Raw genomic sequence first — 26585 nt, forward strand, 5'->3', positions numbered from 1 at the left:
CGGTCATTTCGGTAATGCCACAGGACGTGGCGTTTTTACCGATGCAGGTCAGTTAGCCGTTATCGCATGGATGCGATGATCTTAGGCTAACATCCCCTAAGAACTCCTTTCCGATTCCGTGACATCCGCCGGAGGCTTTGGGCCAACGTGATGTTGGTCACTCAGTCATGTGTTGCTGTCGCTACGCTTTCGCACAGATAAATTGCCACAGGACGTGGCGTTCTTAGACTGAGTTCCTCTACTTCAGCGGGTGTTTGGACACCTGTACCTGTCGCTACGCTTTCGGTACAAAAGACATTTGCCGAAAGAAGTTAATCGTTAATTTTACGTTCTAGTAGTTTTCGACGATACTTCTTTCAGTTCATAGTTTTTTTATTGCTAAAGATTCGCCTTAACGTTTTGGCGTGTTCCCATTTTGGAATATGTACTTGTATGCACAATCACTTCAGGAGGACGCTTTTCGACGTGTTTGGCCTGAACCTCCTCGTCACTCGTACTTTGCTCAATATGCTTTTATACTAACAATTCTTTTTTATAAAGAACAGATTTTGAATCATCACTAAAATTATATTTAGAGTATTTCATGCATATTTATTGATTGGAGACTGGGCGACTCCTCGGGTACCAGCGATAGAGGAACGAAGGCTAAAAACATCACATCCTGTGATAACGCCTTCGTGACCAACATCGGTGCTGCTGCCGCTTCGTTAGCACTACGCTTTCGCGCAGAAAACATCTGTTGGCCCAAGCGGCTCATCGGACGCCCCGAGGAAAGCGCCCAGTCGGAACGGAAATCAATCCTACGTTATAATGGAAAGCTCCTATTTTGATTCAAAAATATTTATTGCTTATTTTTCTCGTTCTATATCCTATATCGGCAAGAAGAAGTATTCCTAAAAGAAAAACTGTCACGCTCACGATTTATGACGTGAGTATGACAGTTTTCTTTATTGCTGCTCTGCTTCTTTTTCAAGTTGTTCGTGAACAAAGTCAAATGTTAGTTTGCCTAATTGTAAACCACGAATATCTCTAACGATTAGTTGAGATACTTGATCATAATCAATTTCTCCGCCAGGACCGAACACACGACGAAGTTTACCGATATGGTCGAAAGTCTCAACTAAATCTTCATGTACAAACTGGAAGCCATAGCGTTCTTCCATTCGTGCTGGATAATGAATGGATAAAAAGCGTAGACCATATACAGCTAAATCCTCCATATTCGTTATAGTATCCTTTATAGCACCTGTTAGGGCTAATTTGTAGCCTACTTCTTGATCTTCAAATTTCGGCCATAAAATACCTGGCGTATCGAGTAATTCAAGCTCCTTGCCAACCTTTATCCATTGTTGAGCCTTAGTTACACCCGGAGTATTACCTGTTTTGGCTATATTTTTCTTTGCTAGACGATTAATTAGCGTCGATTTCCCTACGTTAGGAATTCCAACAATCATTGCACGAATAGCTCTTGGCTTCATCCCACGTGCCTTCATACGCTCATATTTTTCTTTTAATATTTCTTGAGCAGCCTTTGTCACCTGCTGTAATCCTTTGCCTTCAAGGGAATTGATTGCTACTGCCTTATGGCCCCGTTGAGCAAAGTATTCAACCCATTTACGTGTTTCCTGCTCATCCGCCATATCTGATTTATTTAAAATAAGAAGACGTGGTTTTTGATTAATCACTTCGTCTATCATCGGATTTCGGGAAGATAGAGGCAAACGTGCATCTATTAATTCAAATATAATATCAACGAGCTTTAATTTTTCTGTTACTTCTCTTCGGGCCTTTGCCATATGCCCTGGAAACCATTGTATAGTCATATCTATACCTCCTAAACTAAAAGAAAAAGGGAGTGTTTAGCCCTCCCTTTCAAGAATTACTTTACAATTTTAATATCACTAAACGGCCAGAAAATCAGACTTGTATTACCAATAATCTCTTTCTGATCGACGAGTCCAATATGACGACTGTCCTTACTGTATCGACGATTATCTCCCATAACGAAAACATAACCATCTGGAATTACATTATCTTTTAGGTTTACATCAATGTCGTTTAACGTAAAATCCTCTGTTAAAGTACCTTCTGTAATTTTTGATTTGTAAGCATCTAAATAAGGCTCGTCTATCGGTTCACCGTTAATGTATAATTGATCATTTTTATATTCCAAAGTATCTCCCGGTAACCCAATAACACGTTTAATATAGTTCTTCTTTTCTGGAGCATGGAATACAACAATATCAAAGCGTTTTGGTTCACCTATTTTATAACCAATTTTATTCACAATCATTCGATCGCCATCTTCAAGGGTTGGCATCATGGACTCTCCATCTACTGCAATAGGTGTAAATAAAAAATAACGAATAATCGCTGCAATCGCAAATGCAATTAGAAGTGCCTTTGTCCATTCCCATAGTTCATTCTTTTCCTTAACCTGTTTTTCCATCGAGAATTGCCCCCTTGTCTATCCTCATTTTAGTTGATAGCTATTTAAGATGACAAGCAAAAAGAAAAAGGGCTTGTTGCACAAGCCCCTCACTTTTAAGTCATAATTATCGAATTTCTTTAATACGAGCAGCTTTACCACGTAGGTTACGTAGGTAGTAAAGTTTAGCACGACGTACTTTACCACGACGTACAACTTCTAAGTTAGCGATTTTTGGTGTGTGTACAGGGAATGTACGTTCAACACCTACACCATAAGAAATTTTACGAACTGTGAAAGTTTCGCTAATACCGCCACCACGACGTTTGATTACTACACCTTCGTATACTTGGACACGTTCACGAGTACCCTCTACTACTTTCACGTGTACCTTAACAGTATCACCAGGACGGAAAGTTGGTAGATCAGTGCGAAGCTGAGCTTTAGTAATTTCTGTAATAATGTTTGACATTGTTTTCTCTCCTTAGACAGATGCTCTTGCACGCAATCTATGCCACAGCGGAACACCGTAATTCAGTACTCCACATAGAAGTACAGATTAGATGTTATCATAAATATAGATAGCAATCAAGCATCTTTATTGTTGTTTTTAAGTTTTTCTACATACAATTTTTGCTTATCTGTTAACGGATAATTCTCGAGTAAATCCGGACGACGCTCGAATGTTCTTTTCAAAGACTCTTCCTCACGCCATTGCTCAATCTTCGCATGATTGCCCGATAGTAAAATATCAGGTACTTTCATTCCACGAAATTCAGCAGGTCGTGTATAATGTGGATGCTCTAGAAGACCTGTTGAGAACGAATCTTGTATGTGGGAATCCTCTTGTCCTAAAACCCCCGGCAGAAGCCGTACAACGCTATCTATAACCGTCATAGCCCCTAACTCTCCACCAGTTAATACGAAATCTCCAATTGAAATCTCGTCTGTAACAAGATGCTGACGAATGCGTTCATCATAGCCTTCATAATGGCCACATAAAAATACTAGTTCTTGTTCTTGCGCTAGCTCTTCTGCCTTTTTTTGAGTAAAACGCTCACCTTGTGGACACATCAAAATGATACGAGGATTTCTTCCTTCCGTAATGGACTCGACAGCGCTAAACATCGGCTCTGGTTTTAATACCATTCCCGCGCCACCACCATACGGATAATCGTCTACTTGATTATGCTTGTTACCCGAAAACCCACGGATATCAGTTACTTCTAACTGTACAGCACCTTTTTCCTGTGCTTTCTTTAATATGGATGCACCAAAGACGCCTGTAAACATATCAGGAAATAGACTTAACACATTGATATTCATCATAACAAGCCTTCCATTACATGTATCACAATTTTCTTCTCATCAACATCAATTTCCTTAACGATGTCCTCGATATATGGGATATAATGCTCTTTTTTACTGCCCTTGACTACCCATACATCATTTGCACCTGTTTGAAGAATATCGGCCACTACTCCGATCGTTTCGCCTTCTTCAGATACAATTGTACAGCCAATTATTTCATGGAAGAAAAATTCATTTTCCTTTAATAAATCATCTGTCAATTGATCCTTTGTAATTTTAAGCATTCCTTCTTTAAAAGGTTCAACAATGTTGATGTTATTCATTCCTTCAAAAGTTAATAAAATGAAGTTTTTATGACGACGCATTGATTCAATCGTTACCCATGTTGGCTTTTTATCGTCTTTTTTAAACGCCGCAAGCTTATTTCCTACTGTGAAGCGCTCATCTTCAAAGTCTGTTGTTGATAACACACGCACCTCGCCGCGAATACCGTGTGTATTGACAATACGACCTACATTAAACCATTCCATTCAAATCTCACCTCGTATCAATTTCGCCTTGACATAATTGTGCTGTCGCTTCGCTTTCGCACAGTACACAATTGCTAAACATGCCTATCCCCGTCAAGCTACTAGCTAGCCAGAACAAAAGTAACCTTCTCTCACTTTCACCTAAAGTAGCAGATTAACTTTTGGCGGACGATGTTATAGCTAAGAAGTTGACTAGTCTCCCTTAATGTCATTATGTTCAATTACCTCTCAAAGTAATGATGATAATGAAAAAAGGAAGGAACCGGCAAGCTCCTTCCTTTGTAGTCCAGATTTTCCGCTTTACCTCAAGGCCACTTCGAATTCCCAAATGCATGTAAACATACCTATCAGGACTCTCCAGTGCTTGTTGCATGTAAAAGAGCGTGAAAATCTTTTCTATCAATCCAATATATCGACGTAGGTCTTTTTTTGATGGTGACTACCCGCCGCTGAATAAACAATTGTACGAATTGCTTTCGCTACTCGCCCTTGCTTGCCTATGACTTTCCCTCGATCCTCTGGATGAACAAAAAGTTTATAAACAATTCGATTTGCATTTTCATCCGTCTCTATACGAACTTCTTCTGGATAATCGACTAACGGTAAAACGATTGCTTCAATCAGCTGCTTCAAAGACGTCGCCCCCGATTATTTACTGAATTTTTGGTTATGGAATTTCTCCATGATTCCTTGTTCTGAGAACAAGTTACGCACTGTATCTGATGGTTTCGCACCGTCAGTTAACCATTTAAGAGCTTTCTCTTCATCGATGTTTACAGTAGCTGGTTGAGTAAGTGGGTTGTAAGTACCAACTGTTTCGATTGAACGACCGTCACGTGGTGAACGAGCGTCTGCAACTACGATACGATAGAAAGGAGATTTTTTAGCTCCCATACGTTTTAAGCGAATTTTAACTGCCATTTTAATAGCACCTCCGAATAAGTTTCACACAAGATAGTATATTATCAATGTTTAGGTTGTTTGTAAAGTGTTTTTTCTTAACACCTAAAAATTATTATTTAAACAATGAATCGAAGCCTGGTAGTTTCATCTTTTTCTTTCCTTTGCCACTTGCCATGCCTGTCATTTGCTTCATCATTTTTTTCATTTCATCAAATTGCTTTATTAAACGATTTACCTCTTGAATTGATGTCCCTGAACCCTTCGCTATGCGCTTTTTACGGCTACCATTAATAATTTCCGGATTCGTCTTCTCAGCAGGTGTCATCGAATAAATAATCGCTTCTACGCGGCCCATTTGCTTATCATCAACTTTAACATTGTCTAAGCCTTTGATTTTGCCGGCACCTGGTAACATTTTTAAAATTTCGTCAAGCGGACCCATTTTCTTTACTTGCTGCAATTGTTCAACAAAATCATCAAATGTAAAGCTCTGGGTTTTAAATTTTTCCTCTAGTTCTTTAGCCTTCGCTTCGTCAACATTTGCCTGAGCCTTTTCAATAAGCGATAATACGTCACCCATACCTAATATACGAGACGCCATACGCTCTGGATGGAAAGGTTCTAGCGCATCCAGCTTCTCACCCATACCGACAAACTTAATCGGCTTCTGTGTAACGGAACGAATTGATAACGCCGCACCACCACGTGTATCACCATCAAGCTTCGTTAAAACAACCCCTGTAATACCGACTGCTTCATTAAAGCTTTCTGCCACGTTGACAGCATCCTGACCTGTCATAGCATCTACAACTAGGAATACTTCATCCGGCTCTTTTAACGCACGAATATCTTTTAATTCTTGCATTAAATCTTCATCGATATGCAAGCGACCAGCTGTATCGATAATAACGACATCATGATGTTCTTCTTTTGCCAATTCAATTGCCTGACGTGCAATTTCTACTGGAGATACATCGGTTCCTAACGCAAAAACAGGTAGGGATAACTGTTTTCCTAATGTTTGTAACTGCTGAACAGCAGCTGGACGATAAACGTCTGCAGCAACTAGTAATGGCTTACGATTATATTTTTTACGTAACACATTTGCCAATTTACCAGTAGTTGTCGTTTTACCTGCACCTTGTAAGCCGACCATCATAATAACAGTTGGTGGCTTTGTATTAAATTTAATTGGGCTTTGCTCGCCACCCATCAATTCTGTTAACTCTTCTTGTACGATTTTAATAACTTGCTGACCTGGTGTTAAGCTTTGCATAACATCTACACCGATAGCACGTTCACTGACCTTTTTAACGAATTCTTTGACTACTTTTAAGTTAACATCCGCCTCGATTAAAGCAAATCGGACTTCTCGCATCATTTCTTTAACGTCTTGTTCCGATACTTTACCTTTACCTTTAATCTTTTGGATCGTTCCTTGGAGTCGTTCCGCTAATCCTTCAAAAGCCATTGCTTTCGCCTCCTAATCCCATTCTTTCAACTGTTCTATAAGCGTTAGCTGCTCTTCAACTGTCATACTTTGTTCTGTAATCCCTGTTGTTAGCTGCGCAAGCATTTGTGTACGTTGTTGAAATTTTTCAAGTAAACATAGTTTTTCTTCATATTCTTCAAGCATCGCTTCTGTTCGACGAATATTATCATAAACAGCTTGGCGTGAAATCCCATACGATTCAGCGATCTCTCCAAGTGAGTGATCATCTAAATAATAGAGCTCCATATAACTTCGTTGCTTATCTGTTAATAATGCTTGATAAAAGTCGAAGAGAAAGTTCATGCGTGTTGTTTTTTCAAGTAGCATCGAATGTTTCTCCTCCCGTTATTAGTCATTTGTATCATAACGAAAAGCGCCCGTCTGTGTCAAGGTAATCTCCTTGTCTAAAAGCCTTAATTAACTGCTTTTTAGGCGTTTTTCACCTATAGCTAGTATTTCCCTTTTAAACAACGCGATCCACCTGACTACAGACGAGCGCTTCAATTAACAAATTACTTGATCAATTATGCCTCGGCATAATTGCGTCCGGAATCGGCTTTGTGCTTAGGCCTGCACGAGGGCCGACACGATGTCGGTCATTTCGGTAATGCCACAGGACGTGGCGTTTTTACCGATGCAGGTCAGTTAGCCGTTATCGCATGGATGCGATGATTTTAGGCTAACATCCTCTAAGAACTCCTTTCCGATTCCGTGACATCCGCCGGAGGCTTTAGGCCAACAGATGTTTTTTGCGCGAAAGCGTAGTGCTAACGCAGCGTCAGCAGCATGATGTTGGTCACTCAGTCGTTGCCACAGGACGTGGCGTTCTTAGACTGAGTTCCTCTATTTCAGCGGGTGTTTGGATATCCGCTGAAAGAAGTTAATCCTCACTATTTTGTAATTCTTTATCTAAACCATCCGCAAATAAGCCATACACATAGCGCTCTGCATCAAATGGTTGTAAATCATCCATCTTTTCACCAAGACCAATAAACTTCACAGGAATGTGTAATTTATTTCGAATAGCAAGAACAATACCACCTTTAGCAGTGCCGTCAAGCTTTGTTAAAACGATCCCTGTTACATTTGTAGCTTCCTTAAATGTTTGTGCTTGAACAAGTGCATTTTGACCTGTTGTTGCATCTAATGCTAATAGTACTTCATGCGGAGCATTCGGTATCTCTCGAGAAATTACTCGATGAACTTTTTCAAGCTCATTCATTAAGTTCACTTTATTTTGCAGACGCCCTGCTGTATCACAAATTAACACATCTGCTTTACGGTTTTTCGCTGCACGAATTGCATCGTACATAACCGCCGCTGGATCTGAGCCTTCCGATTGTTTAATCACTTCACAACCAACACGGTCTCCCCAAACTTGTAATTGGTCGATGGCACCAGCACGGAAAGTATCGCCTGCCGCTAAAACAACTGTTTTACCTTGTGATTTTAGACGATGAGCAAGTTTACCGATGGTAGTCGTTTTCCCAACACCGTTTACCCCAACGAATAAAACGACAGTAAGCTCACCTTCAGGTTGCATATTAAGTTCGATTAAATCCTCTTCTCCTTGCTCATAAATTTCCACAAGTTTTTCAGAAATAAGCGTTTGAATTCCGTTTGTATCTTTTATATTTTTACGCTGAACTTCGAAGCGTAATTTGTCCATTAGCTCCATTACTGTTTCAAAGCCAACGTCTGCCTGTAATAATAAGTCTTCTAATTCTTCAAAGAAATCTTCGTCCACTTTTCGATAGCGAGCAACTAGATCATTCACTTTTGAAGTAAATGAATTACGTGTTTTTTCCAGTCCAGCCTTGAACTTTTGTGTAATAGACCATGCAGAAGGTTTTTTCTCCTCTTCTGGTTCTTCTACTATCGCGACTTCTTGCACTTCTTGTTGCTCTAGTTGTTCTTGATCTTCCATTGCTTCAGGAATTTCAGTTTCAATTGAGCTTTCCGTTACAGAAACTTCCTCTACTTTTTCAACTTCCTCTACAATTTCTTCAATTTGAGTAGGCTCTGTTGCTTCGTCTTGTTTCTGTTCAGCAGCTTCTTCTTCAGTAATCTCTTCTACTTTTTCTTCCTCGACTGGGTTGCCTACCAATTTATCTTTTAAACGTTTAAAAAAACTCATGCTTGTTCGCTCCTTTGCTCCGCAAGTTCGGGTTCATCTTCTAATTTTACTGATACAAGTTTAGATACACCAGATTCCTGCATTGTAATACCATACAGCACATCTGCTCCCTCCATCGTTCCTTTACGATGTGTGATGACAATAAATTGCGTATTAAGGCTAAATTTCTTCAAATATTGGCTATATCGAACGACATTTGCCTCATCTAAAGCCGCCTCTACCTCATCGAGAATACAGAATGGTACAGGTCGTATATTTAAGATGGAGAATAATAAAGCGATTGCAGTTAGTGCACGTTCACCACCAGAAAGCAAGCTTAGATTTTGTAATTTTTTCCCTGGTGGTTGAGCTACAATTTCTATCCCTGTTTCAAGCAGGTTTTGAGGGTCCAATAATACTAAATCTGCCTGACCGCCACCAAACAATTCACGGAATACACGTTTAAATTGCTCTCGAATGGCATAGAATGTTTCACTAAATCGTAGCGTCATTTCTTCATCCATTTCTTTAATAGCCTCATGTAATGTTTCCTGTGCAGCAAGTAAATCCTCGCGCTGCTCTGTTAAAAATGAATGGCGTTCAAGTACCCGATCGTATTCCTCAATGGCGCTCAAATTAACAGGACCTAGCTCTTCTATAGATTTCTTCAGTAATTTCACTCGACGTCGCATATGCTCTTCATCTTCAATTGCAAGGGCTAACTCTTCAGCTTCTTCAAATGTTAGCTGGTAATTCTCTTCTAGCTGGTCATTGAAATTATTGATTTCGAATTCTACACGACTTCGCTTCAATTCATTTGCACGGATCGCCTCAAGATAGCCTTTATGTGTACGTTGCAATTCTTTCAGCTGTTCTTCTAAAGAAGTAAGCTCTTGTTGTTGTGCTACTTTTTCATCTTTTTTCTGTGAAATAGTATCCTGCAGCGAATCTCTTCGCGCTTTCCACGTAGCAACCTGCTCATCCACTTCTTCATCGCTTAAAAGTTTTGTCGATTCATCAGATTGAAGCCAGATTATTTCCTGAGAAATATTGTCGACTTTTTGACGAGCTTTGTTTAATTGTAGGGCTAACTCTGCTGTAGCAATTTGCACTTGTGACATTTGCTCCTGCATTACTGCTAACTGCGAGCGTTTTTCTGCTGACTGCTCACGAAGTACATCTTTCTCCGATTCACTTTGTAGCTTCACTTTACTTAGTTGTTCCACTGTTTCATTTATCTCTAACAGCTCTGTTGCTAGTGCCGTTAAACGCTCCGTAGCCGCTTCCTTTTGAGCTAACAATGCCTCTTCGCGAGTTTTTACATCTTGCGTTTCATTAGAAGCAAAAGATACTCGTGCAGATAAGCTTTTCTCGACAACCTCTAGCTCACGAATACGACCCGCTTGTTGCATTTCATCTTTTCGTAGTTGTTCACCGTCAAGTTTCAATTGTTCTACTTTGTCTCGCAATACTGCAAGCTTCTCTTTTTCATCCGTGACAGCCTGTTCAGCACTATAAATAGATGCTTCCAATGATTCTAGCTTTACTATTAAACCATCTAATTCCGCTTTTCTTGTAAAAAGTGAAGATTGTTGCTTCGTTGCACCACCCGTTAATGAACCGCCTGCATTGACGATATCACCATCAAGTGTTACAACACGATATCTAAACCCACATAATCGAGCAATTTGACTTGCACCTTCTAAACTTGATGCAACAATGACATTGCCAAGGAGGTTCTCGACAATTGTGCGGTTCTCCTCACCGAACGTGACAAGTGCATCAGCCATTCGAACAAATGCTGGATGCTCAGTGGCTTGCTGAATCATAGATAGATTGATTTTCCGTGACTTGATAACGGTTTTCGGTAAAAATGTTGCGCGTCCAGCTCTTTTTTGTTTTAACCAATGAATCGCCTGTTGCGCATATCGTTCATCGGTTGTCACAATATGCTGAGAGGCTGCCCCTAAAGCCGTTTCAATAGCCTGAGAATATTTCCCTTCCACTTGAATTAACTCAGCAACGGCTCCCTCAATTCCAGCTAATTCACCTTTATCACGCGCTAATAATACTTCTTTTACTCCATGGAAAAACCCAGAGAAATCAGCTTCTAGTTCAGCTAGCGTATCTTTTCTAGCCTTAAGTTGCTGCTGATGCTGATAAGCTTTATAAAGCATATCCTGCTTTTCATTAAATGATGCATTCACGTTCTTAAGCTGTATTTGAAATGCTTCATATTGCTCAAGTCTTTCCTGTAATTCGTTTGTTGTTGTAGTATGAGCAACAACTAACTTCTCTTTTTCCGCTAGAATTTCTGCAAGTTCTTGCCCGATTTCATCCGTTTGGCCTGACATTCGTGCCGCCATCGCTTTTTGCTGCACTAATTGTTGTTCAATATTTTTTAATTCATTTTTTACTGTTGCTTCTTCGTTTAAGGAGTCGATATATCGATTTTTTTGTTCTTCAATTTCTTGTTCAATTTCAGAAACAGAGCGATTTAAAGATTGCTCTACTTGCTTAATGCTTTGTTTCAGCTCTGATACCTCTTGCTGCTTTTCACCGAACAATTCTTTTTTCTCTTGCTCTTGAGCTATAAGAGCCTCAACCTCATCTTTTGCTTCTTGTAATGCCGTATTTAATTGAAGTAGTTGATTAGAAGCATTTTGGCGCTTTTCAGCCATTAACGCTTTACGACCATCCCAACGCTCTACCTCCATCGTTGCATTAACAAACTCAGCCTGAGTCGTATCTAAATAGTCATCTAGCTCTTTTAAAAGCTTACGAATACTAGCAGTTTGTTTATCTATCGAAGAAATATGATGAGCTTGTTTTTGCTCTGTTTCATAAAGCTCTGTGTACTCAGTTTTCAGAGCATGCAAAGATTGTGCACAATTTTTTAAATCGTGCACAAGGATGGCGATATCAAAATCCTTTAACTCTGTTGACATTTGCACATAATCTCTTGCACTTGATGCCTGAATTTCTAACGGCTCCAGACGACTATCTAGCTCATGTAAAATATCTAAAACACGATACAAATTTTCATCTGTTTCAACAAGCTTATGCTCTGCCTTTTTCTTTCTTAGTTTATACTTTAACACGCCAGCTGCCTCTTCAAAAATTGAACGACGGTCATCAGGTCGGCTATTTAAAATTTCATCGACACGGCCTTGTGAAATAATGGAGAAGGCCTCTTTCCCAAGTCCCGAGTCCATAAACAAGTCCGTAATATCCTTCAGGCGACACTGCTGGTTATTAAGTAAATATTCACTATCACCTGAACGGTATACGCGTCTTGTTACACTGACTTCTGTATACGAAAAAGCAAGCTGTTCATCTGTGTTATCTAAAATTAGTGTTACCTCTGCAAAGTTTAGTGGCTTACGTGAGTCACTCCCAGCAAAAATAACATCCTCCATCTTTGCCCCACGTAACGACTTTGCCGATTGCTCCCCAAGTACCCAACGAATGGCATCAATGACATTACTTTTTCCACTGCCATTTGGTCCAACTACTGCTGTAACACCGGGTACAAAATCAATTCCAATGCGCTCCGCAAAAGATTTAAAGCCAATCACTTCGAGTCGTTTTAGGAACATCTATTAAGCCTCCTCTTTTGCAGTGCGCTCACGCATCATACGCATTGCGCATTGCGCTGCTTGCTGCTCGGCTTCTTTTTTTGATTTCCCACGACCAATTCCGAGCTCCTGTCCATTTAACAGTACGCTCGATACAAAGGTACGGTTATGTGCTGGACCCTTTTCATCAACAATTTCATAATGAAGAAGACCGTTATTTGTTTGCTGTACCATTTCTTGCAATTGGCTTTTAAAATCCATCACATGCGAAAAAGCACCGACTTCTACTTTCGGGAATACGATTCGTTCTAAAAAGGACACAACCGTTTGTAAGCCTTGATCTAAATAAAGGGCGCCAACAAATGACTCAAATACATCTGCAAGTAGCGCCGGGCGTTCCCGTCCACCTGTTAATTCCTCACCTTTTCCGAGTAATACAAAGCGGCCAAAACCTAATTCATTTGCAAAGATAACAAGTGATGGCTCACATACTATGGATGCCCGTAGCTTCGTTAACTCACCTTCACTCATATGAGGGTATTTCTCAAAAAGGTATTTAGAAACAGACAGTTCAAGTACTGCGTCTCCTAAAAATTCAAGACGCTCATTATCCGTAAACAATTTACGGCGATGCTCATTCACATAAGATGAATGCGTGAATGCTTGATACAATAAATTTTTATTACTAAATGTGATAGTTAATTCATGCTGTAACAGCTCGAATTGATTGCGTACTTTTTCAGGAAGTACGCCCGATTTCTGCATAATTCCTTTTCTTTTCATAGCCATTGAACAATCTGCCTTCCTAATAGTTTCTACCGTTTAAGTGTACCTTTTTCAAGGCATTTATGCAAAAGTATTTCGGCTTAAATACAATGTTTTGGAAGTTTTATCATTTAATTATTTTCCAAAATAAAAAAAAGGGACGGTCACAGTTCGCATAACGAACCATTTCGTCCCTTTTTTAAAAATACACCTTAGCATTTTCTGCTCTTCACATGTAAGAAAAAGCAGGAGTAATTTCTGCTAAAAGCTTTAACTTTATTCAATCATAAACTTTTATTGTAAAATGACCGCAGTCATGTCAGCACCGCTAGAGGTGATTAAGTTTCTGCTAGATAAAGTTAAAACGAATTAGTTTATTTTACTTTCGATGTATGAAATTGCAGAACCTACTGTTGAGATTTTTTCAGCATCTTCATCAGAAATTTCCATATCGAATTCGTCTTCAAGCTCCATTACAAGCTCAACTACGTCTAATGAGTCAGCACCTAAATCATCACGGAAAGAAGCTTCTAGAGTTACTTCACTTTCTTCAACACCTAAACGGTCCACGATTACTTTTGTTACGCGTTCTAATACTGTAGTCAAATCATTCACCTCCCCTCAAATGATTATACAAAAAATCATTATTTATGACTAATCGAAATTACATGACCATGCCGCCATCTATATGTAACGTTTGACCAGTCATATAGTTAGCATCATCTGAAGCTAGAAAAGCTACTGCCTTTGCGATATCCTCAGGCTGCCCAAGTTTTGCTAGCGGAATTTGCGTAAGCATACCTTGTTTTAGATCTTCTGGTAGTTGTTCAGTCATTTCAGTTTCGATAAAGCCTGGTGCAATCGCGTTCACTAAAATATTACGTGATGCTAATTCCTTAGCAGTCGTTTTAGTTAACCCAATAACACCTGCTTTTGCAGCTACGTAATTAGCTTGCCCCGCATTACCAGCTACACCGACAATCGATGAAATATTAATGATACGGCCTGCGCGTTGCTTCATCATTTGACGTGTTACTGCTTTTGTACAAAGGAAAACGCCTTTTAGGTTCGTATCTAGCACATCGTCCCATTCATCTTCTTTCATACGCATTAACAAGTTATCACGAGTTATACCTGCATTATTCACTAAAATATCAAGCGAGCCGAATGTTTTCACCGCTGCATCCATTAATGCTGTAACTTCTTCTGTTTTTGAAACACTTGCTTGTACAGCAATTGCCTCGCCGCCATTCTCTTGAATCGCCGCGACCACTTCTTCTGCTTTTGCCTGTGAACCGCTGTAGTTTACGACAACTTTAGCACCCTCATTAGCAAGCTTTAATGCTATAGCACGTCCTATTCCACGTGAAGCACCAGTTACAACAGCTACTTTACCTTCTAATTTATGCATTAATTGTCCACTCCTTCGCCGCTTCTAGTACAGCCTCTAATGATGTTTCATCATAAACACAGTATGTCGTAACAGATCGATCGATTTTTTTCACTAATCCACTTAATACTTTGCCTGGTCCACACTCAATAAAGACATCCACACCTTGTGCAATCATTTCACGCACAGATGCTTCCCACTGCACAGCGCTATATACTTGTTCTACTAGCTCATGTTGAATAGCCGGAACATCCTCTAATTCTTTCGCCATTACGTTGCCGATTACAGGAATTTGTGGAGCTGACATTGATAGATTAGCCAATGTTTCTTTTAATTTTTCAGATGATGGTCTCATTAGTTCTGAATGGAATGGACCACTAACAACTAAAGGAATTGCTCGTTTTGCACCAGCTTCCTTTGCCGCTAAGGAAGCTTTTTCAACGCCTTCCTTTGTGCCAGAAATAACGATTTGTCCTGGACAGTTTACATTTGCTACTTGAACTGGATCACCTGCCGCAGATACTTTTTCAGTTACTTCATGCAATGCCTCAAGCTCCATCCCTAGAATGGCTGCCATAGCACCTTGCCCTGCAGGTACAGCTTCATTCATATAAAGCCCACGCTTATGCACAACAGACACTGCATCCTCAAACGATAGCACACCAGCGATTACTAATGCGCCATATTCCCCAAGTGAATGTCCAGCTGCATAATTTGGCACAATACCTGCTGCACGTAATTTTTCTGCAACCATCACACCTGTAGTTAGGAGTGCAGGCTGAGCATGGTAAGTCAATGTTAGCTCCTCGGCTGGTCCCTCTAGCATAAGCTTAGATAGCTCAAAGCCAAGTGATTGATTTGCACGCTCGTAAAATGCTTTACTTTCTGCCGAATTCTCAATAAACTCTTGCCCCATCCCAACTACTTGAGAACCTTGGCCTGGAAAAACAAATGCTATTTTCGTCATTTCTCATTAATCCCCTTTTTTAATCAATTATGCCTCGGCATAATTGCGTCCGGAATCGGCTTTGTGCTTGCACAAAGCACTCCCTTCCGATTTCGTGACATCCGCCGGAGGCTTTGGGCCAACACGATGTTGGTCACTCAGTCTTTGCCACAGGACGTGGCGTTCTTAGACTGAGTTCTTCTATTTCAGCCGGTGCTGAAAGAAGTTACTCAATTTCTAAGTGACGTACTGTATCTGTAATCGTCGAGATGACTGTATGCTCAACCATCGTATTCGCTTGGCGAATTGCACTGTATATTGCTTTAGCATTGGATGAGCCATGTGCCTTAATCACAGGTGCTTGTAAACCAAACAAACCTGCACCACCGTACTCTGTGTAGTCCATTTTATTTTTTAGGTCACGTAAATTATTTTTCATAAGCACTGCCGAGATTTTTGTTTTTGTTGAAGCCATAAATGCTTCTTTTAACATTGAAAATAACGCACCAGCAGTACCTTCTATCGATTTCAGCACCATATTACCTGTAAAGCCGTCTGTTACAACAACGTCCGCTACCCCTTCAAGTAAATCACGAGCTTCTACGTTACCGATAAAGTTTAAATCCGCTTCTTTTAATAAACCAAAAGCCGCCTTCGTTAATTCATTCCCTTTTTTATCCTCAGTACCGATGTTTAACAAGCCGATACGTGGCTTTTGTAAACCGCCTACCTTTTTCGCATAAATATCGCCCATAATCGCATATTGCAATAAATGCTCAGGTCGCGCGTCTGCATTTGCTCCTAAATCAAGCATTAAAAAGCCCTTACCATCTAAAGTAGGAAGTGTAGTAGCTAGAGCAGGTCTAGCAATCCCTTCAATACGTCCTACTTTAAATAAGCCTCCTGCCATTAAAGCTCCTGTATTACCTGCTGAAAGACAAGCATCTGCCTTTCCTTCTTCAACTGCATCCATCATTCGTGCCATCGATGAATCCTTTTTACGACGAACCGCGCGTGCTGGATCGTCTGTCCCTTCGACAACTTCATCACAATGTACTACAGTTAATCGATCATGTATTTTTATAAATGGTTCAAGCTTTTCCTGCTGACCATATAATTGAATTTCTAAATTTGGAATTTGCTCTAATGCTAATAAAGCACCTTCAACAACTGATTTCGGTGCGTTGTCGCCACCCATTCCATCAAGCGCTAATTTCATTGTTGTTCACCTTTACCTTTCGTGCGGTACATATCAAATTCACCAACAAAAACTGTTTCACCGTTAACAGTGGACGTTAACTCTACTTTTGTACGATGACTTTTTTCATCACGTCCGATAACGATCGCTTTTGTAATAACACGATCTCCAGCTCTAACAGGTTTCACAAAGGAAATGTTAGAGTGTACTGTTAATGCTAGTTCGTCGTCAATAACTGCTACCGCTAATGAGTTTGCCTGCGCAAACAAATGATGTCCACGTGCGATGCCATTGCGCTGAAAAACATGTTCTTCTTTTACGTCAAAAATAGATAATGCACGATTATCCAATTCAATATCAATTATTTCTCCGATTACTTCATCAATCGGTAGTGATTTTACTTCATTTTCATAGGTTTTTGAAGCAACATCTTTAATTCGTTCTCGTAATTCCGGAATCGCTAATTCCATACGATCTAAACGAATTGTTTGGACACTAACCTGAAACTGTGTTGCTAGCTGTTCATCTGTGACGAATGGATTATCAGCTATCGTTTCGGATAATAGTCGCTGTCGCTCTTTTTTCGTTCGTCTCAACATCATTCGCCACCTTTTTAGTTGTTATTAGCACTTGGTACTAATATCAGTATATAGAGTATAAAAAAAGAATGCAAGACTTGTTTTATAAACAAGTACTCACATTCCTAATTAAGCATCCATGTTCAATTAATCGAAGCGATCCCCTTGTAAAACGCCAGAATTTTCAAGCATGTCACGTAAATATTTGTACTCATCATCATGCCAAAAAGCATCTGTTCCAATCATATCCGTCGCATCTTTTCTAGCAGTTTCAAGGATTCGATAATCGTGCACTAAATCCGCTACTTTAAAATCTGGCAACCCACTTTGTTTACGCCCAAAGAAATCCCCTGGTCCACGTAATTCCAAATCCTTTTCAGCAAGGCGGAAGCCATCATTTGTTTCCGTCATCGACTGCATTCGCTCTTTGCCTTCATCGGATTTTGGATCAGCAAGCAACACACAATATGACTGATGTTCTCCTCGTCCAACACGCCCGCGTAGCTGATGTAGCTGAGCTAAGCCGAAGCGTTCAGCGTCATAAATAATCATAAAAGTTGCATTCGGCACGTTAACCCCAACCTCAACAACGGTTGTAGATACAAGCACATGAATAGTTCCTTCACTAAAGGCCCGCATGACAGCGTCTTTTTCATCCGCGGATAGGCGACCATGCATTAATCCGACATTGTAACGCCCATTAAAATATGCAGCAAGCTGCTCATAGATTTCCACAGCATTTTGTACATCCAGCTTGTCTGATTCCTCGATCAGTGGACAAATAGCATAAGCCTGTCTACCAGCAGCAAGCTCCAATTCTAGCTTTGACATAACAGAACCAAATTGCTCTTTTTTCATCCAATGTGTTTCAATTTGCTTACGCCCTGCCGGCATTTCATCGATCATTGAAACATCCATTTCTCCAAATGCCGTAATCGCGAGTGTACGCGGTATTGGCGTCGCCGTCATAAAGAGCACATCTGGATTTTCTCCTTTATCACGCAATATTCTACGCTGCTCAACACCAAAACGGTGCTGTTCATCTGTAATTACAAAACCAAGCTTGTAAAAAACGACATCTGGCTGAATTAGCGCATGTGTACCAATTAAAATATCTATGTCTCCATTTACCAGTTCTTCTAAAAGCAAACGACGTTCCTTCGCTTTCGTCGATCCCGATAGTAAAGCTACACTTACGCCAAATGGCTCAAACCATTCCTTCAAACTCTCAGCATGCTGCTCAGCTAAAATTTCCGTCGGTGCCATTAATGCCCCCTGAAAACCAGCAGTTATAGCCGCATATAAACATATTGCCGCAACAACAGTTTTCCCTGACCCTACATCACCTTGGAGTAAACGGTTCATACGATGTGGCTCTTTTAAATCTTTGCAAATTTCATTGACGACGCGTTTTTGTGCACCCGTTAATTCATATGGTAACGATGCAATAAAGGCACGTATCTTTTGCAAATCAAACTGTATAACGGTTCCACGCTCACTGTCCTTTCGAATTTTACGTAACGCTTGAATCCGTAGTTGAAAGTTTAGTAACTCTTCATAGGCAAAGCGTCTTCTAGCTTGCTTCGCATGTCCTGCATCGATAGGGAAATGAATTCCTTCAAGCCCATCCCGTATTGCAGCGAGCTTATAATCCTCCCGTAAACGTTGCGGAACAGCATCAGGTATGTCAGCACCAAACTCATCTAGCACTTGTCGCATATATTTACGAAAACGCTTTTGCGGAATCAAACCTTTTAGACTATAAACAGGTTCAAAGTCAACTTGATCGGTCTTAGGACCAAATGTTACTGTCGTTCCATTAATAACTTGTCTGCCTCGGTCCCATTTACCTGTAACGGTAATAATAGCTCCAGGTACAAGCTTTTGTTTCAAGTAGCCTTGATTAAAAAAAACAACCTTCACTAAATGTCGACCTGCCAACACCGTCACTTGTAATCGTGATTTATTGCGACCTAAAAACAAAACTGTTGGTTCACGTTCAACTTTACACTCAACAGTGACACGTTCATTATGTGGTGTTTGCGCCAAATCTTTTAAACGAAAATCCTCGTGTCGATGCGGAAACGTCCATAACAAATCCGCTACCGTCTCGATGCCCAATGCTTCTAAATGTCCTGCTGTTTCTTTCCCGATTCCCTTTAAATTAGTAACGGGGTTCGTTAAATCAGTCACCTTGCACGACAGCTCCTTCAAAGTTTTTCACCACAAGTACTTTATCTGCAGTCATTCGTATCACCATACTATTTTTCAGCATATGAGTTTTCCCCTTTCTTAACGATTGTTTTGGCTTTCGTTATATTGTTGCTTACGTTTAACACTTCTGATCAATTCACCCTGTGCATTATTAATTTCAATATTATTATATAACTTTTCATTTTCACTAACATAGCAATTTAATTCATCAATAATTAGATTGCTAGTTATCAGGTGTGTTAATTAACCATTTTTATCCATACTAATTAATTAGAAGGCTCTGATTCCCGCTACGATCAGTTAAGATGGGGAATATATTAGCAAAATAGCAACAAAAAAACCCTTTTATCGCTCCATAATAAACTTATTTATTTCTAATCAACACACCTAGATAGTTATTTCTTTAAGTAGGCCCACATAAAGAGCACCTCGATGCCTTCTGTTGTATTTCGAGCTTCAAATAAAGCCCACCTTTAGTTGAAATACATAGCTTTACAATTTTTAGGTTTTTAATAGTCCTGTTAAATAAATGCATTAATTTTTTCTCAGCATATAATGTTGAAAAAGGAGTGAAATCGCTTGGGATATTTTCCACTTCAAGGGACAATGAGGCCACAACAACCACCACCAACCTTCAGACCATCAAAACCTCCTGTGTCCTATGTTATTGACTGTGTATATCAAAACACTTATGTATGGCTTAGAAATGGTAGAGAATTTTGGTTTTATCCTACTCGTATAGAAATGGGTGAAGTATCTGGATATAGATGGAACGGTTCCTACTGGGCATTCTACGGATTTGACGAAGGATTGATTGATGCTGTTGCCTGTTATCCTACCCCAACTCCTTACTAAAAACGCAGAAGCCTTCAGGTCAAAAACCAAAAGGTCATTTTCTTTTTAATTGCCTTACAATACGTAGTATCACCAAGAACGTATTTCTCTTTAGCTCAAAAAAACACGCCTCCCCTTAGGAAAAGCGTGTTTCATATTTTTATTTTTGAAGTGACTTAATACTTTCTAAATTCCCATTATCAAAAATGGCTTTGCTAATAGCTTTACCTGTTGGTGTTGCAGCTAGGCCTCCACGTGCCGTTTCTTTTAAATTCGGACTCATAGATTGTCCAATTCGATACATTGCGCCAATCACTTCATCACATGGAATGCGACTTGTGACTCCTGCAAGTGCCATATCCGCAGCCACAAGTGAATTTGCTGCTCCCATAGCATTCCGCTTAACACAAGGAACCTCTACTAATCCAGCTACTGGATCACAAACAAGCCCTAGCATATTTTTGAGTGTAATGGCAAATGCTTCTGAACATTGCTGTGGCGTACCACCAGCCATCTCAACAATTGCAGCCGCTGCCATACCAGCAGCTGAGCCAACCTCTGCTTGACAGCCACCAGCAGCACCAGAAATCGAAGCATTATTGGCAACAACGAAGCCAAAAGCACCTGATGTGAATAAATAACGAATCATTTGCTCGCGTGTCGGATTTAGTTTGTTCTTCACTGCAAACAGCGTCCCTGGTACAACTCCAGCAGAGCCTGCAGTTGGGGTAGCACAAATTGTACCCATAGCCGCATTAACTTCATTTGTCGCAACTGCTTTACTTACCGCGTCTAGTAATAAATCCCCCGACAATGAATTTCCTTGTGCAATGTAATTCTGAAGCAATACGGCGTCACCGCCTGTTAGACCCGTTACAGATTTAACACCTTTCAAGCCTCTTTCAATAGCTTCCTCCATCACCGTTAAATTATTGTCCATTTGCTGTATAATTTCTTCCTTAGTGCGTCCAGTTATTAACATTTCCTGCTCTATCATAATTTCAGAAATTAGCTTTCCTTCTTGCTCTGCTCGTTCAACTAGTTCACGAACATTATGAAACAATACGTCCATATTGGGACACCTCCTTAGTTATTAATTTTAGAAACCTTCGAAATATGTGGTATTAAAGAAATTTGTTGTAATACTTTATCCTCGATGTTTTGATCGATTTCTATCACCATAAGGGCTGTTAAACCACGTTCAATACGAGAAACCTCCATATGTCCAATATTGACCGCATGCATCGCTAAGCAATTTGCCACATTGGCAATACAACCAGCACGATCATCGTGGACAACAAGAATTGCTGGCATACCACCTGTTAGACGCAACTTGAAGCCATTAACCTCACTGACTTCAATTTTACCGCCACCGATAGAAATACCTACAACGGACATCTCTCCTTCATCATCGCCAATCACAAGGCGAGCTGTATTCGGATGCTCCATATTTGCTGTTTCTGGGATAAATTCATAATCTAAGCCTGCCTTTTCTGCATCGGCAAAAGCTGTTTTAATCCGCTCATCAAATGTATCGTAATTTAATAAGCCCCCTATCAAAGCTACATCTGTTCCATGTCCTTTATACGTTTCCGCAAACGAACCATATAAGTGTATTTTCGCCCACTTTGGTTGTCTTCCAAATAAATCTCTAGCAACACGTCCAATTCGTGCGGCACCTGCCGTATGAGAAGAAGAAGGCCCAATCATCACTGGTCCAATAATATCAAATACTGAAGTAAACTTCATAATAACACCCCTCTATTCTATCTATATAATTTTTTTGATTTTTTACTTATATAATGCTTGATAGTTACTATAAAAGCAAAACATTTCTTTATCAACTTTCAGAAAATTTACACGACTATAATTTATACAATGGAAATATTGATTAACTTTTGTCTACTCCCAATAAACAGTGATTTCAAACTGCCGATATTCCAGCATTTCCAAATACACTGTCCTATGGATGCGTACATCAAATCGTTAATTTTAGCTAACTTATATACTATATAATCCCCTGATCTCTTTGTACCATAAACAAAAGCAGTACACGTTGTGTGCACTGCTTTGTCTACTTATCCGCAAAGTAGCATTGAATTATTCTACCGAAATAATATATGGATATAATCCTTGTTTACCATTAAATAACTCTACTTCAACCTCTGGATACTTCGCTTCAATAAATTTCACTAATTCCGAGGCATTTTCTTCTGTTGTATCCTCACCATAAATAACTGTTACAATTTCTGCATCTTCATCCACTAAATCAGTAATTACCTTCTCAGCGGCATCTTTTAATGCTGGAGTAGATAATACAATTTTACCTTCAGCAAGAGCCATGAAATCGTCCTTATGAATTTCCACACCATCAATAGATGTATCTCGAACTGCATAAGTTACTTGACCTGTTTTAACATTTGCATAAGCTTCTGTCATTGTTGCTTGGTTCATTTCAACTGTCGCCTCAGGATTAAACGATAGAATCGCCGCCATACCTTGAGGGATTGTTTTCGTTGGAACTACAGCCGCTTCGATATCTAAAAGCTCTACTGCTTGTTCTGCTGCCATGACGATATTTTTGTTATTTGGTAATATCAATACTTTTTCAGCACCAATTTCCTGTACCGCCTTCACAATATCTTCAGTTGAAGGGTTCATTGTTTGACCGCCTTCAATAACATAAGAAGCACCAATTGAACGAAGTAATTCAGCAACTCCCTCGCCCATTGCAATCGTTACAATTGCATATGGATGCTTTTCTGCTTTTTTGGCAGAAGGTGCTTTATGATCCTCACCAACAATGGCAGAATGCTGTTCACGCATATTGTCGACCTTAATTTTAATAAGGCTACCATATTTTTGACCCATTGCTAAAACAGAGCCTGGTTGCTCAGAATGAATATGCACTTTTGCAATCTCTTCATCTGAAATAACAAGTAAAGAATCACCTAGAGGGTTTAATTCATTACGGAATTGTTCCTCGCTAAACGGCTCTTTTCCTTCTTCAAAACGTACCATGATTTCTGTACAATACCCGAACTCAATATCCACAGTACTCATGAAATCTTGTGCTCTATGATGCTCTGCATTAATTAAATCATCTAAAGTTGCTTCATTTTTCACCGGTAATGGCTCACCTTTTAAGGATGCTAAAAATCCTTCATATACAAATAATAGACCCTGGCCGCCACTATCTACAACACCTACTTCTTTTAGAACAGGTAAAAGCTCAGGTGTACGCTCTAATGAAGCCTGTGCTTCAGCAGTAAATGCTTCCATCACTGCAATGATATCGGTTTCAGTTTCTGCCACTTCCACGCCTTTTTTCGCCGCTTCACGCGCAACTGTTAAAATCGTTCCTTCAACCGGCTTCATTACTGCTTTATAGGCAGTTTCAACGCCAGCTTGGAAAGCACCTGCTAAACCTTTGGCATCAATTGTCGCTTCTTTTTCAATAAATTTACCAAAGCCACGGAATAACTGCGATAAAATAACGCCAGAATTCCCGCGTGCTCCCATAAGTAAACCTTTTGATAAAGCTTGGGATGTTTTGCCGATATGTTCTGAGACATATTGCTCTGTTTCCTTTGCACCAGATGTCATCGATAAGTTCATATTCGTTCCTGTATCACCATCTGGTACTGGAAATACATTTAATGAATCAACATAATTTGCATTTTGGAATAGGTGATGGGCACCCATTTGCACCATTTCTGCAAACTTTATTCCGTCTAAAGACTGCATTCGATTTAGTTCCTCCTTAATCATTCGCTACACGAACGCCCTGCACAAAGATATTGACAGATTTTACGCTCATACCTAATGTTTTATCTACTGTATATTTCACTTTCGATTGTACTTGGTAAGCAACTTCCGAAATTTTTGTCCCGTAACTAACAATAATGTACATATCAATATGTAAATCGTCGTCCTTTTTTCGAATTACAACACCTTTTGCGAAATTTTCTTTACGTAAAATATCAGTTAGACCATCACGAATTTGATGTTTAGATGCCATGCCAACAATACCGTAGCACTCTACAGCAGCGCCACCAGCTATTTGTGCAAGTACATCAGTTGAAATATCAATTTGGCCGAATTCATTATTTAACTCAATTGACATAGAAATGCCCCCTTGGCTCTTTTTGACTAAATGATATTGTAACACTTTCGTTATACATTAAGCAACCTTGGAAGGCATGAAAGCGCACTGTACCAACGTTTTTCTGACATTATAAAGGTAAACATACATCTTCATCGAAATTTCCACTTTTGCTGTAAAAGTTGTTACGAGCTTTTTGCTTTGCTGTGTATAGTGCTTGATCAGCTATGGAATAAGTTTTAACAAATGGCATCCACAACCAATGTTATGCAATTAGCTACTTACTATTTTGTGTACACATAGCATTTTAAGCAGTTAAAAACGGCATCAGCCGACAATCCTTTCATTTTGTCAACATGAAGATCAGCAATTTTATAATAAAAGCAATTGCATATCGATACAAAGCCATGAAAGCAAGTCATGATACCAAACATAACAATGGTAGGAGCAACCGAAAAAATCAATAGCTCTTTGCTTCATCGACTTCAGAATGATCGATATATTTAGTACGCAAGTCACAGGAAAGCAGAAGTAAAAGAAGATCAAACAAACCTAAACATTTTGGATTGTTCTACGCAAAGAAATCATTCTTGTTGTTTTTTGTCGAATATTGCGAAAATTCAGTACATTGGTTAAGCTATATATATAATTTATTTTTCGGGGGTGGTAAAAGCTGACAAACAATGATACATTATTTCATTTTTCTTCTATGCCAAAGGATATTTCTTATTAGACATTCGGATGAGCCAAATCTAATTATGTATTTTGTCGGGATTAAAGAAACTATGACAATAAGAATGGAGTGATAGACATGAAAAAACTTAAAAATATGTTAAGTATAGTATTATCTCTAACAATTTTCTTTAGTGTATCAAGTAGTGTATTTGCTGAGGAACAGACGGATGCAGAAGTTTATGAGTTAGAAGGATTGCAGAAAATTGTACTAACTAGTGATGAAGTGGTCTATTATGAAATTGATGAAGTGGATGTAACAAATCCAAATGCGCGTGGATCCTATAAAAGTAAAACCGCAACGGGAAGGTTTTACCTTACTTCTTCTGGCTCTACAGTTGCAGAATATTCTCTAAGTGTCACATTTTATTATGATGGAAAGAGAGTTTTAGAATCAGGGAACCGAGCATGGATGGGAAATTACGCTAAGGGATGGTCAGGTACCGCTGTATCTGGATGGAACTGGATATCTAATAGTTACATGTATGTGAGTGGTTATTTTACACTTTACAAGGATTCAATTTATAATAACTCTCATACATTGACTATATACTGTGATCAAAATGGAAAAATCACCGTAAACTAAGGGGGAAATACCTTTGAGAAAGGTAATAATTATTACTACTTCTTGTATAATAATACCCCTGTTTTTGGTTGGAGGATGTGCTTCTAATTATTCCACTTCACATGAAGAGTATTCTGATGAAATGCTACACACATATGAAACACAGCTACTAAATAGAGCGAAAAATCAGTTGGCTCTTGATTTTGATTCTTACTATATAAGCAATTTGGAAGATGTAGATAGCATCTTAAAAGAGATTTATAGTACAGAAGATTATGAAAAAGTTTCTAATATTATTTACTCAGAGTATTACAATAAGAATATTGAGAGAAAACCAAATACTTTAATTTTAATAGAAAAAAATCTTGATACGGTTGGTATTATTTCTGAAGATTCATCAGGAAAAATCACAAGTGCAGAATACAATTTAAACAGCACATCAGAAAAACAATGGATTTATCAATAAAATGGTTTAGTTGAATGCTCATTCAATAGTTACAGAACAACCACTGACTTAATAGAAATGATTAGTAGTATTCAACAAATGAGCAGATACTTTACCAGAAATAAAAGAATAATCACTTGCGTTATAATTTCCCTATCCTAAAACACAGAATGGACAGGCATTTTGTCTGTCCATTATCTTATGATATCTGCGGCTTTTAGAAGTTTCGCACCAATGTTTCCAAAAACCGTATCAAACAGTGTCATCCCCACAATAGCCACTTAACGAAAATGAATTTTAATCATGTCTCAAGAGAAAATCCACAGAAACACAAACGCTAATATTAATCGACAAGAAAATGTCTTGGTTAGAAAACAGCACTGGACTTTTAAGAAGTAACTGTTGCACTTATTTAGCAAATCATCAAAAAAGCCGATACCATTTAGCATCAGCTT

General features: G+C 39.2%; 26 protein-coding genes. 4 read left to right on the forward strand and 22 right to left on the reverse strand.

Annotation, left to right across the window (positions count from 1 at the left end):
- Positions 1 to 947: 947 nt before the first annotated feature.
- The 9 genes from ylqF to ACQKN2_RS20030 form a co-directional block, all read right to left on the reverse strand.
- Entirely contained in the window at positions 948 to 1823 is an 876-nt protein-coding gene (gene ylqF, locus ACQKN2_RS19990; protein ID WP_427416501.1) for a ribosome biogenesis GTPase YlqF, read from the reverse strand.
- A 56-nt stretch (positions 1824 to 1879) separates the two neighbouring features.
- On the reverse strand, positions 1880 to 2449 hold the full coding sequence (lepB, locus tag ACQKN2_RS19995; protein ID WP_323645193.1) for a signal peptidase I: 570 nt from the start codon (positions 2447 to 2449) through the stop codon (positions 1880 to 1882).
- A 106-nt stretch (positions 2450 to 2555) separates the two neighbouring features.
- Complete coding sequence (rplS, locus tag ACQKN2_RS20000) at positions 2556 to 2900, reverse strand: 50S ribosomal protein L19 (protein ID WP_049668419.1); 345 nt, start codon at positions 2898 to 2900, stop codon at positions 2556 to 2558.
- A 116-nt stretch (positions 2901 to 3016) separates the two neighbouring features.
- A complete protein-coding gene (gene trmD, locus ACQKN2_RS20005) occupies positions 3017 to 3754 on the reverse strand; it encodes a tRNA (guanosine(37)-N1)-methyltransferase TrmD (protein WP_323645587.1) in 738 nt (245 codons plus the stop codon).
- Positions 3754 to 4269: a ribosome maturation factor RimM gene (gene rimM, locus ACQKN2_RS20010; RefSeq protein ID WP_427416502.1), complete on the reverse strand. Its 516-nt coding sequence runs from the start codon at positions 4267 to 4269 to the stop codon at positions 3754 to 3756. Before rimM ends, trmD begins: the two co-directional genes overlap by 1 nt.
- Positions 4270 to 4668: 399 nt before the next feature.
- Complete coding sequence (locus tag ACQKN2_RS20015) at positions 4669 to 4902, reverse strand: KH domain-containing protein (protein WP_004269410.1); 234 nt, start codon at positions 4900 to 4902, stop codon at positions 4669 to 4671.
- A gap of 15 nt (positions 4903 to 4917) precedes the next feature.
- Positions 4918 to 5190, reverse strand: coding sequence for a 30S ribosomal protein S16 (gene rpsP / locus ACQKN2_RS20020; protein ID WP_053483320.1), 273 nt, complete (start codon positions 5188 to 5190; stop codon positions 4918 to 4920).
- 94 nt (positions 5191 to 5284) lie between these two features.
- Complete coding sequence (ffh, locus tag ACQKN2_RS20025; RefSeq protein ID WP_427416503.1) at positions 5285 to 6643, reverse strand: signal recognition particle protein; 1359 nt, start codon at positions 6641 to 6643, stop codon at positions 5285 to 5287.
- A gap of 12 nt (positions 6644 to 6655) precedes the next feature.
- Entirely contained in the window at positions 6656 to 6991 is a 336-nt protein-coding gene (locus ACQKN2_RS20030) for a putative DNA-binding protein (protein ID WP_427416504.1), read from the reverse strand.
- Positions 6992 to 7413: 422 nt separating this feature from the next.
- Between ACQKN2_RS20030 and ACQKN2_RS20035 the strand changes: the two genes are divergently transcribed.
- On the forward strand, positions 7414 to 7548 hold the full coding sequence (locus tag ACQKN2_RS20035; RefSeq protein ID WP_427416505.1) for a hypothetical protein: 135 nt from the start codon (positions 7414 to 7416) through the stop codon (positions 7546 to 7548).
- Here ACQKN2_RS20035 and ftsY read toward each other — a convergent pair.
- The 9 genes from ftsY to recG form a co-directional block, all read right to left on the reverse strand.
- Complete coding sequence (gene ftsY, locus ACQKN2_RS20040; RefSeq protein WP_427416506.1) at positions 7545 to 8801, reverse strand: signal recognition particle-docking protein FtsY; 1257 nt, start codon at positions 8799 to 8801, stop codon at positions 7545 to 7547. The genes ACQKN2_RS20035 and ftsY overlap by 4 nt on opposite strands.
- Positions 8798 to 12379: a chromosome segregation protein SMC gene (gene smc, locus ACQKN2_RS20045; protein ID WP_427416507.1), complete on the reverse strand. Its 3582-nt coding sequence runs from the start codon at positions 12377 to 12379 to the stop codon at positions 8798 to 8800. Before smc ends, ftsY begins: the two co-directional genes overlap by 4 nt.
- Positions 12380 to 12382: 3 nt before the next feature.
- Positions 12383 to 13147 carry a ribonuclease III gene (gene rnc / locus ACQKN2_RS20050; RefSeq protein WP_427416508.1) on the reverse strand — a complete coding sequence of 255 codons (765 nt, stop codon included), beginning with the start codon at positions 13145 to 13147 and terminating at the stop codon, positions 12383 to 12385.
- 345 nt (positions 13148 to 13492) lie between these two features.
- A complete protein-coding gene (acpP, locus tag ACQKN2_RS20055) occupies positions 13493 to 13729 on the reverse strand; it encodes an acyl carrier protein (RefSeq protein WP_068983180.1) in 237 nt (78 codons plus the stop codon).
- A gap of 58 nt (positions 13730 to 13787) precedes the next feature.
- Positions 13788 to 14534 carry a 3-oxoacyl-[acyl-carrier-protein] reductase gene (fabG, locus tag ACQKN2_RS20060; RefSeq protein ID WP_427416509.1) on the reverse strand — a complete coding sequence of 249 codons (747 nt, stop codon included), beginning with the start codon at positions 14532 to 14534 and terminating at the stop codon, positions 13788 to 13790.
- Positions 14527 to 15480, reverse strand: coding sequence for an ACP S-malonyltransferase (gene fabD / locus ACQKN2_RS20065; protein WP_427416510.1), 954 nt, complete (start codon positions 15478 to 15480; stop codon positions 14527 to 14529). Before fabD ends, fabG begins: the two co-directional genes overlap by 8 nt.
- Before the next feature lie 205 nt (positions 15481 to 15685).
- Positions 15686 to 16678, reverse strand: coding sequence for a phosphate acyltransferase PlsX (plsX, locus tag ACQKN2_RS20070; protein ID WP_427416511.1), 993 nt, complete (start codon positions 16676 to 16678; stop codon positions 15686 to 15688).
- Positions 16675 to 17253 carry a transcription factor FapR gene (gene fapR / locus ACQKN2_RS20075; protein ID WP_079560862.1) on the reverse strand — a complete coding sequence of 193 codons (579 nt, stop codon included), beginning with the start codon at positions 17251 to 17253 and terminating at the stop codon, positions 16675 to 16677. The genes plsX and fapR overlap by 4 nt, the downstream gene beginning before the upstream one ends.
- A 129-nt stretch (positions 17254 to 17382) precedes the next feature.
- Entirely contained in the window at positions 17383 to 19428 is a 2046-nt protein-coding gene (recG, locus tag ACQKN2_RS20080; protein WP_427416512.1) for an ATP-dependent DNA helicase RecG, read from the reverse strand.
- A 627-nt stretch (positions 19429 to 20055) separates the two neighbouring features.
- Between recG and ACQKN2_RS20085 the strand changes: the two genes are divergently transcribed.
- Positions 20056 to 20304, forward strand: a complete 249-nt coding sequence (locus ACQKN2_RS20085; RefSeq protein WP_427416513.1) for a transporter — start codon at positions 20056 to 20058, stop codon at positions 20302 to 20304.
- Positions 20305 to 20443: 139 nt separating this feature from the next.
- Here the strand turns inward: ACQKN2_RS20085 and sdaAA are convergent, their stop codons facing one another.
- From sdaAA to ACQKN2_RS20105, 4 genes are all read right to left on the reverse strand, one after another.
- On the reverse strand, positions 20444 to 21355 hold the full coding sequence (sdaAA, locus tag ACQKN2_RS20090) for an L-serine ammonia-lyase, iron-sulfur-dependent, subunit alpha (RefSeq protein WP_427416514.1): 912 nt from the start codon (positions 21353 to 21355) through the stop codon (positions 20444 to 20446).
- A gap of 14 nt (positions 21356 to 21369) precedes the next feature.
- Complete coding sequence (gene sdaAB, locus ACQKN2_RS20095; protein WP_323645225.1) at positions 21370 to 22032, reverse strand: L-serine ammonia-lyase, iron-sulfur-dependent subunit beta; 663 nt, start codon at positions 22030 to 22032, stop codon at positions 21370 to 21372.
- Between the two features lie 351 nt (positions 22033 to 22383).
- Positions 22384 to 24030: a DAK2 domain-containing protein gene (locus ACQKN2_RS20100; RefSeq protein WP_427416515.1), complete on the reverse strand. Its 1647-nt coding sequence runs from the start codon at positions 24028 to 24030 to the stop codon at positions 22384 to 22386.
- A gap of 16 nt (positions 24031 to 24046) precedes the next feature.
- Positions 24047 to 24409: an Asp23/Gls24 family envelope stress response protein gene (locus ACQKN2_RS20105; protein ID WP_427416516.1), complete on the reverse strand. Its 363-nt coding sequence runs from the start codon at positions 24407 to 24409 to the stop codon at positions 24047 to 24049.
- Positions 24410 to 25199: 790 nt separating this feature from the next.
- Here ACQKN2_RS20105 and ACQKN2_RS20110 point away from each other — a divergent pair.
- Together ACQKN2_RS20110 and ACQKN2_RS20115 are read left to right on the forward strand one after the other, a co-directional pair.
- Positions 25200 to 25706 carry a hypothetical protein gene (locus ACQKN2_RS20110; RefSeq protein WP_427416517.1) on the forward strand — a complete coding sequence of 169 codons (507 nt, stop codon included), beginning with the start codon at positions 25200 to 25202 and terminating at the stop codon, positions 25704 to 25706.
- A 13-nt stretch (positions 25707 to 25719) separates the two neighbouring features.
- Positions 25720 to 26151: a hypothetical protein gene (locus ACQKN2_RS20115; protein ID WP_427416518.1), complete on the forward strand. Its 432-nt coding sequence runs from the start codon at positions 25720 to 25722 to the stop codon at positions 26149 to 26151.
- Positions 26152 to 26585 lie beyond the last annotated feature (434 nt).

The sequence above is a fragment of the Lysinibacillus sp. NPDC093688 genome, from assembly GCF_050280145.1.
GTDB classification, from domain to species: domain Bacteria; phylum Bacillota; class Bacilli; order Bacillales_A; family Planococcaceae; genus Lysinibacillus; species Lysinibacillus xylanilyticus_B.

Excerpts from the sequence above, each read along its gene's own strand:
- lepB (WP_323645193.1), bottom strand. The coding sequence starts at position 2,449 with ATGGAAAAACAGGTTAAGGAAAAGAATGAACTATGGGAATGGACAAAG.
- smc (WP_427416507.1), bottom strand. The coding sequence starts at position 12,379 with ATGTTCCTAAAACGACTCGAAGTGATTGGCTTTAAATCTTTTGCGGAG.
- fabD (WP_427416510.1), bottom strand. The coding sequence starts at position 15,480 with ATGACGAAAATAGCATTTGTTTTTCCAGGCCAAGGTTCTCAAGTAGTT.
- trmD (WP_323645587.1), bottom strand. The coding sequence starts at position 3,754 with ATGAATATCAATGTGTTAAGTCTATTTCCTGATATGTTTACAGGCGTC.
- ACQKN2_RS20030 (WP_427416504.1), bottom strand. The coding sequence starts at position 6,991 with ATGCTACTTGAAAAAACAACACGCATGAACTTTCTCTTCGACTTTTAT.
- ACQKN2_RS20085 (WP_427416513.1), top strand. The coding sequence starts at position 20,056 with ATGAGGCCACAACAACCACCACCAACCTTCAGACCATCAAAACCTCCT.
- ylqF (WP_427416501.1), bottom strand. The coding sequence starts at position 1,823 with ATGACTATACAATGGTTTCCAGGGCATATGGCAAAGGCCCGAAGAGAA.
- ACQKN2_RS20100 (WP_427416515.1), bottom strand. The coding sequence starts at position 24,030 with ATGCAGTCTTTAGACGGAATAAAGTTTGCAGAAATGGTGCAAATGGGT.
- rplS (WP_049668419.1), bottom strand. The coding sequence starts at position 2,900 with ATGTCAAACATTATTACAGAAATTACTAAAGCTCAGCTTCGCACTGAT.
- rpsP (WP_053483320.1), bottom strand. The coding sequence starts at position 5,190 with ATGGCAGTTAAAATTCGCTTAAAACGTATGGGAGCTAAAAAATCTCCT.
- sdaAA (WP_427416514.1), bottom strand. The coding sequence starts at position 21,355 with ATGGACGTATTGTTTCATAATGTTCGTGAACTAGTTGAACGAGCAGAG.
- ffh (WP_427416503.1), bottom strand. The coding sequence starts at position 6,643 with ATGGCTTTTGAAGGATTAGCGGAACGACTCCAAGGAACGATCCAAAAG.
- fabG (WP_427416509.1), bottom strand. The coding sequence starts at position 14,534 with ATGCATAAATTAGAAGGTAAAGTAGCTGTTGTAACTGGTGCTTCACGT.
- sdaAB (WP_323645225.1), bottom strand. The coding sequence starts at position 22,032 with ATGAAGTTTACTTCAGTATTTGATATTATTGGACCAGTGATGATTGGG.
- plsX (WP_427416511.1), bottom strand. The coding sequence starts at position 16,678 with ATGAAATTAGCGCTTGATGGAATGGGTGGCGACAACGCACCGAAATCA.
- rimM (WP_427416502.1), bottom strand. The coding sequence starts at position 4,269 with ATGGAATGGTTTAATGTAGGTCGTATTGTCAATACACACGGTATTCGC.
- ftsY (WP_427416506.1), bottom strand. The coding sequence starts at position 8,801 with ATGAGTTTTTTTAAACGTTTAAAAGATAAATTGGTAGGCAACCCAGTC.
- ACQKN2_RS20110 (WP_427416517.1), top strand. The coding sequence starts at position 25,200 with ATGAAAAAACTTAAAAATATGTTAAGTATAGTATTATCTCTAACAATT.
- rnc (WP_427416508.1), bottom strand. The coding sequence starts at position 13,147 with ATGGCTATGAAAAGAAAAGGAATTATGCAGAAATCGGGCGTACTTCCT.
- ACQKN2_RS20105 (WP_427416516.1), bottom strand. The coding sequence starts at position 24,409 with ATGTCAATTGAGTTAAATAATGAATTCGGCCAAATTGATATTTCAACT.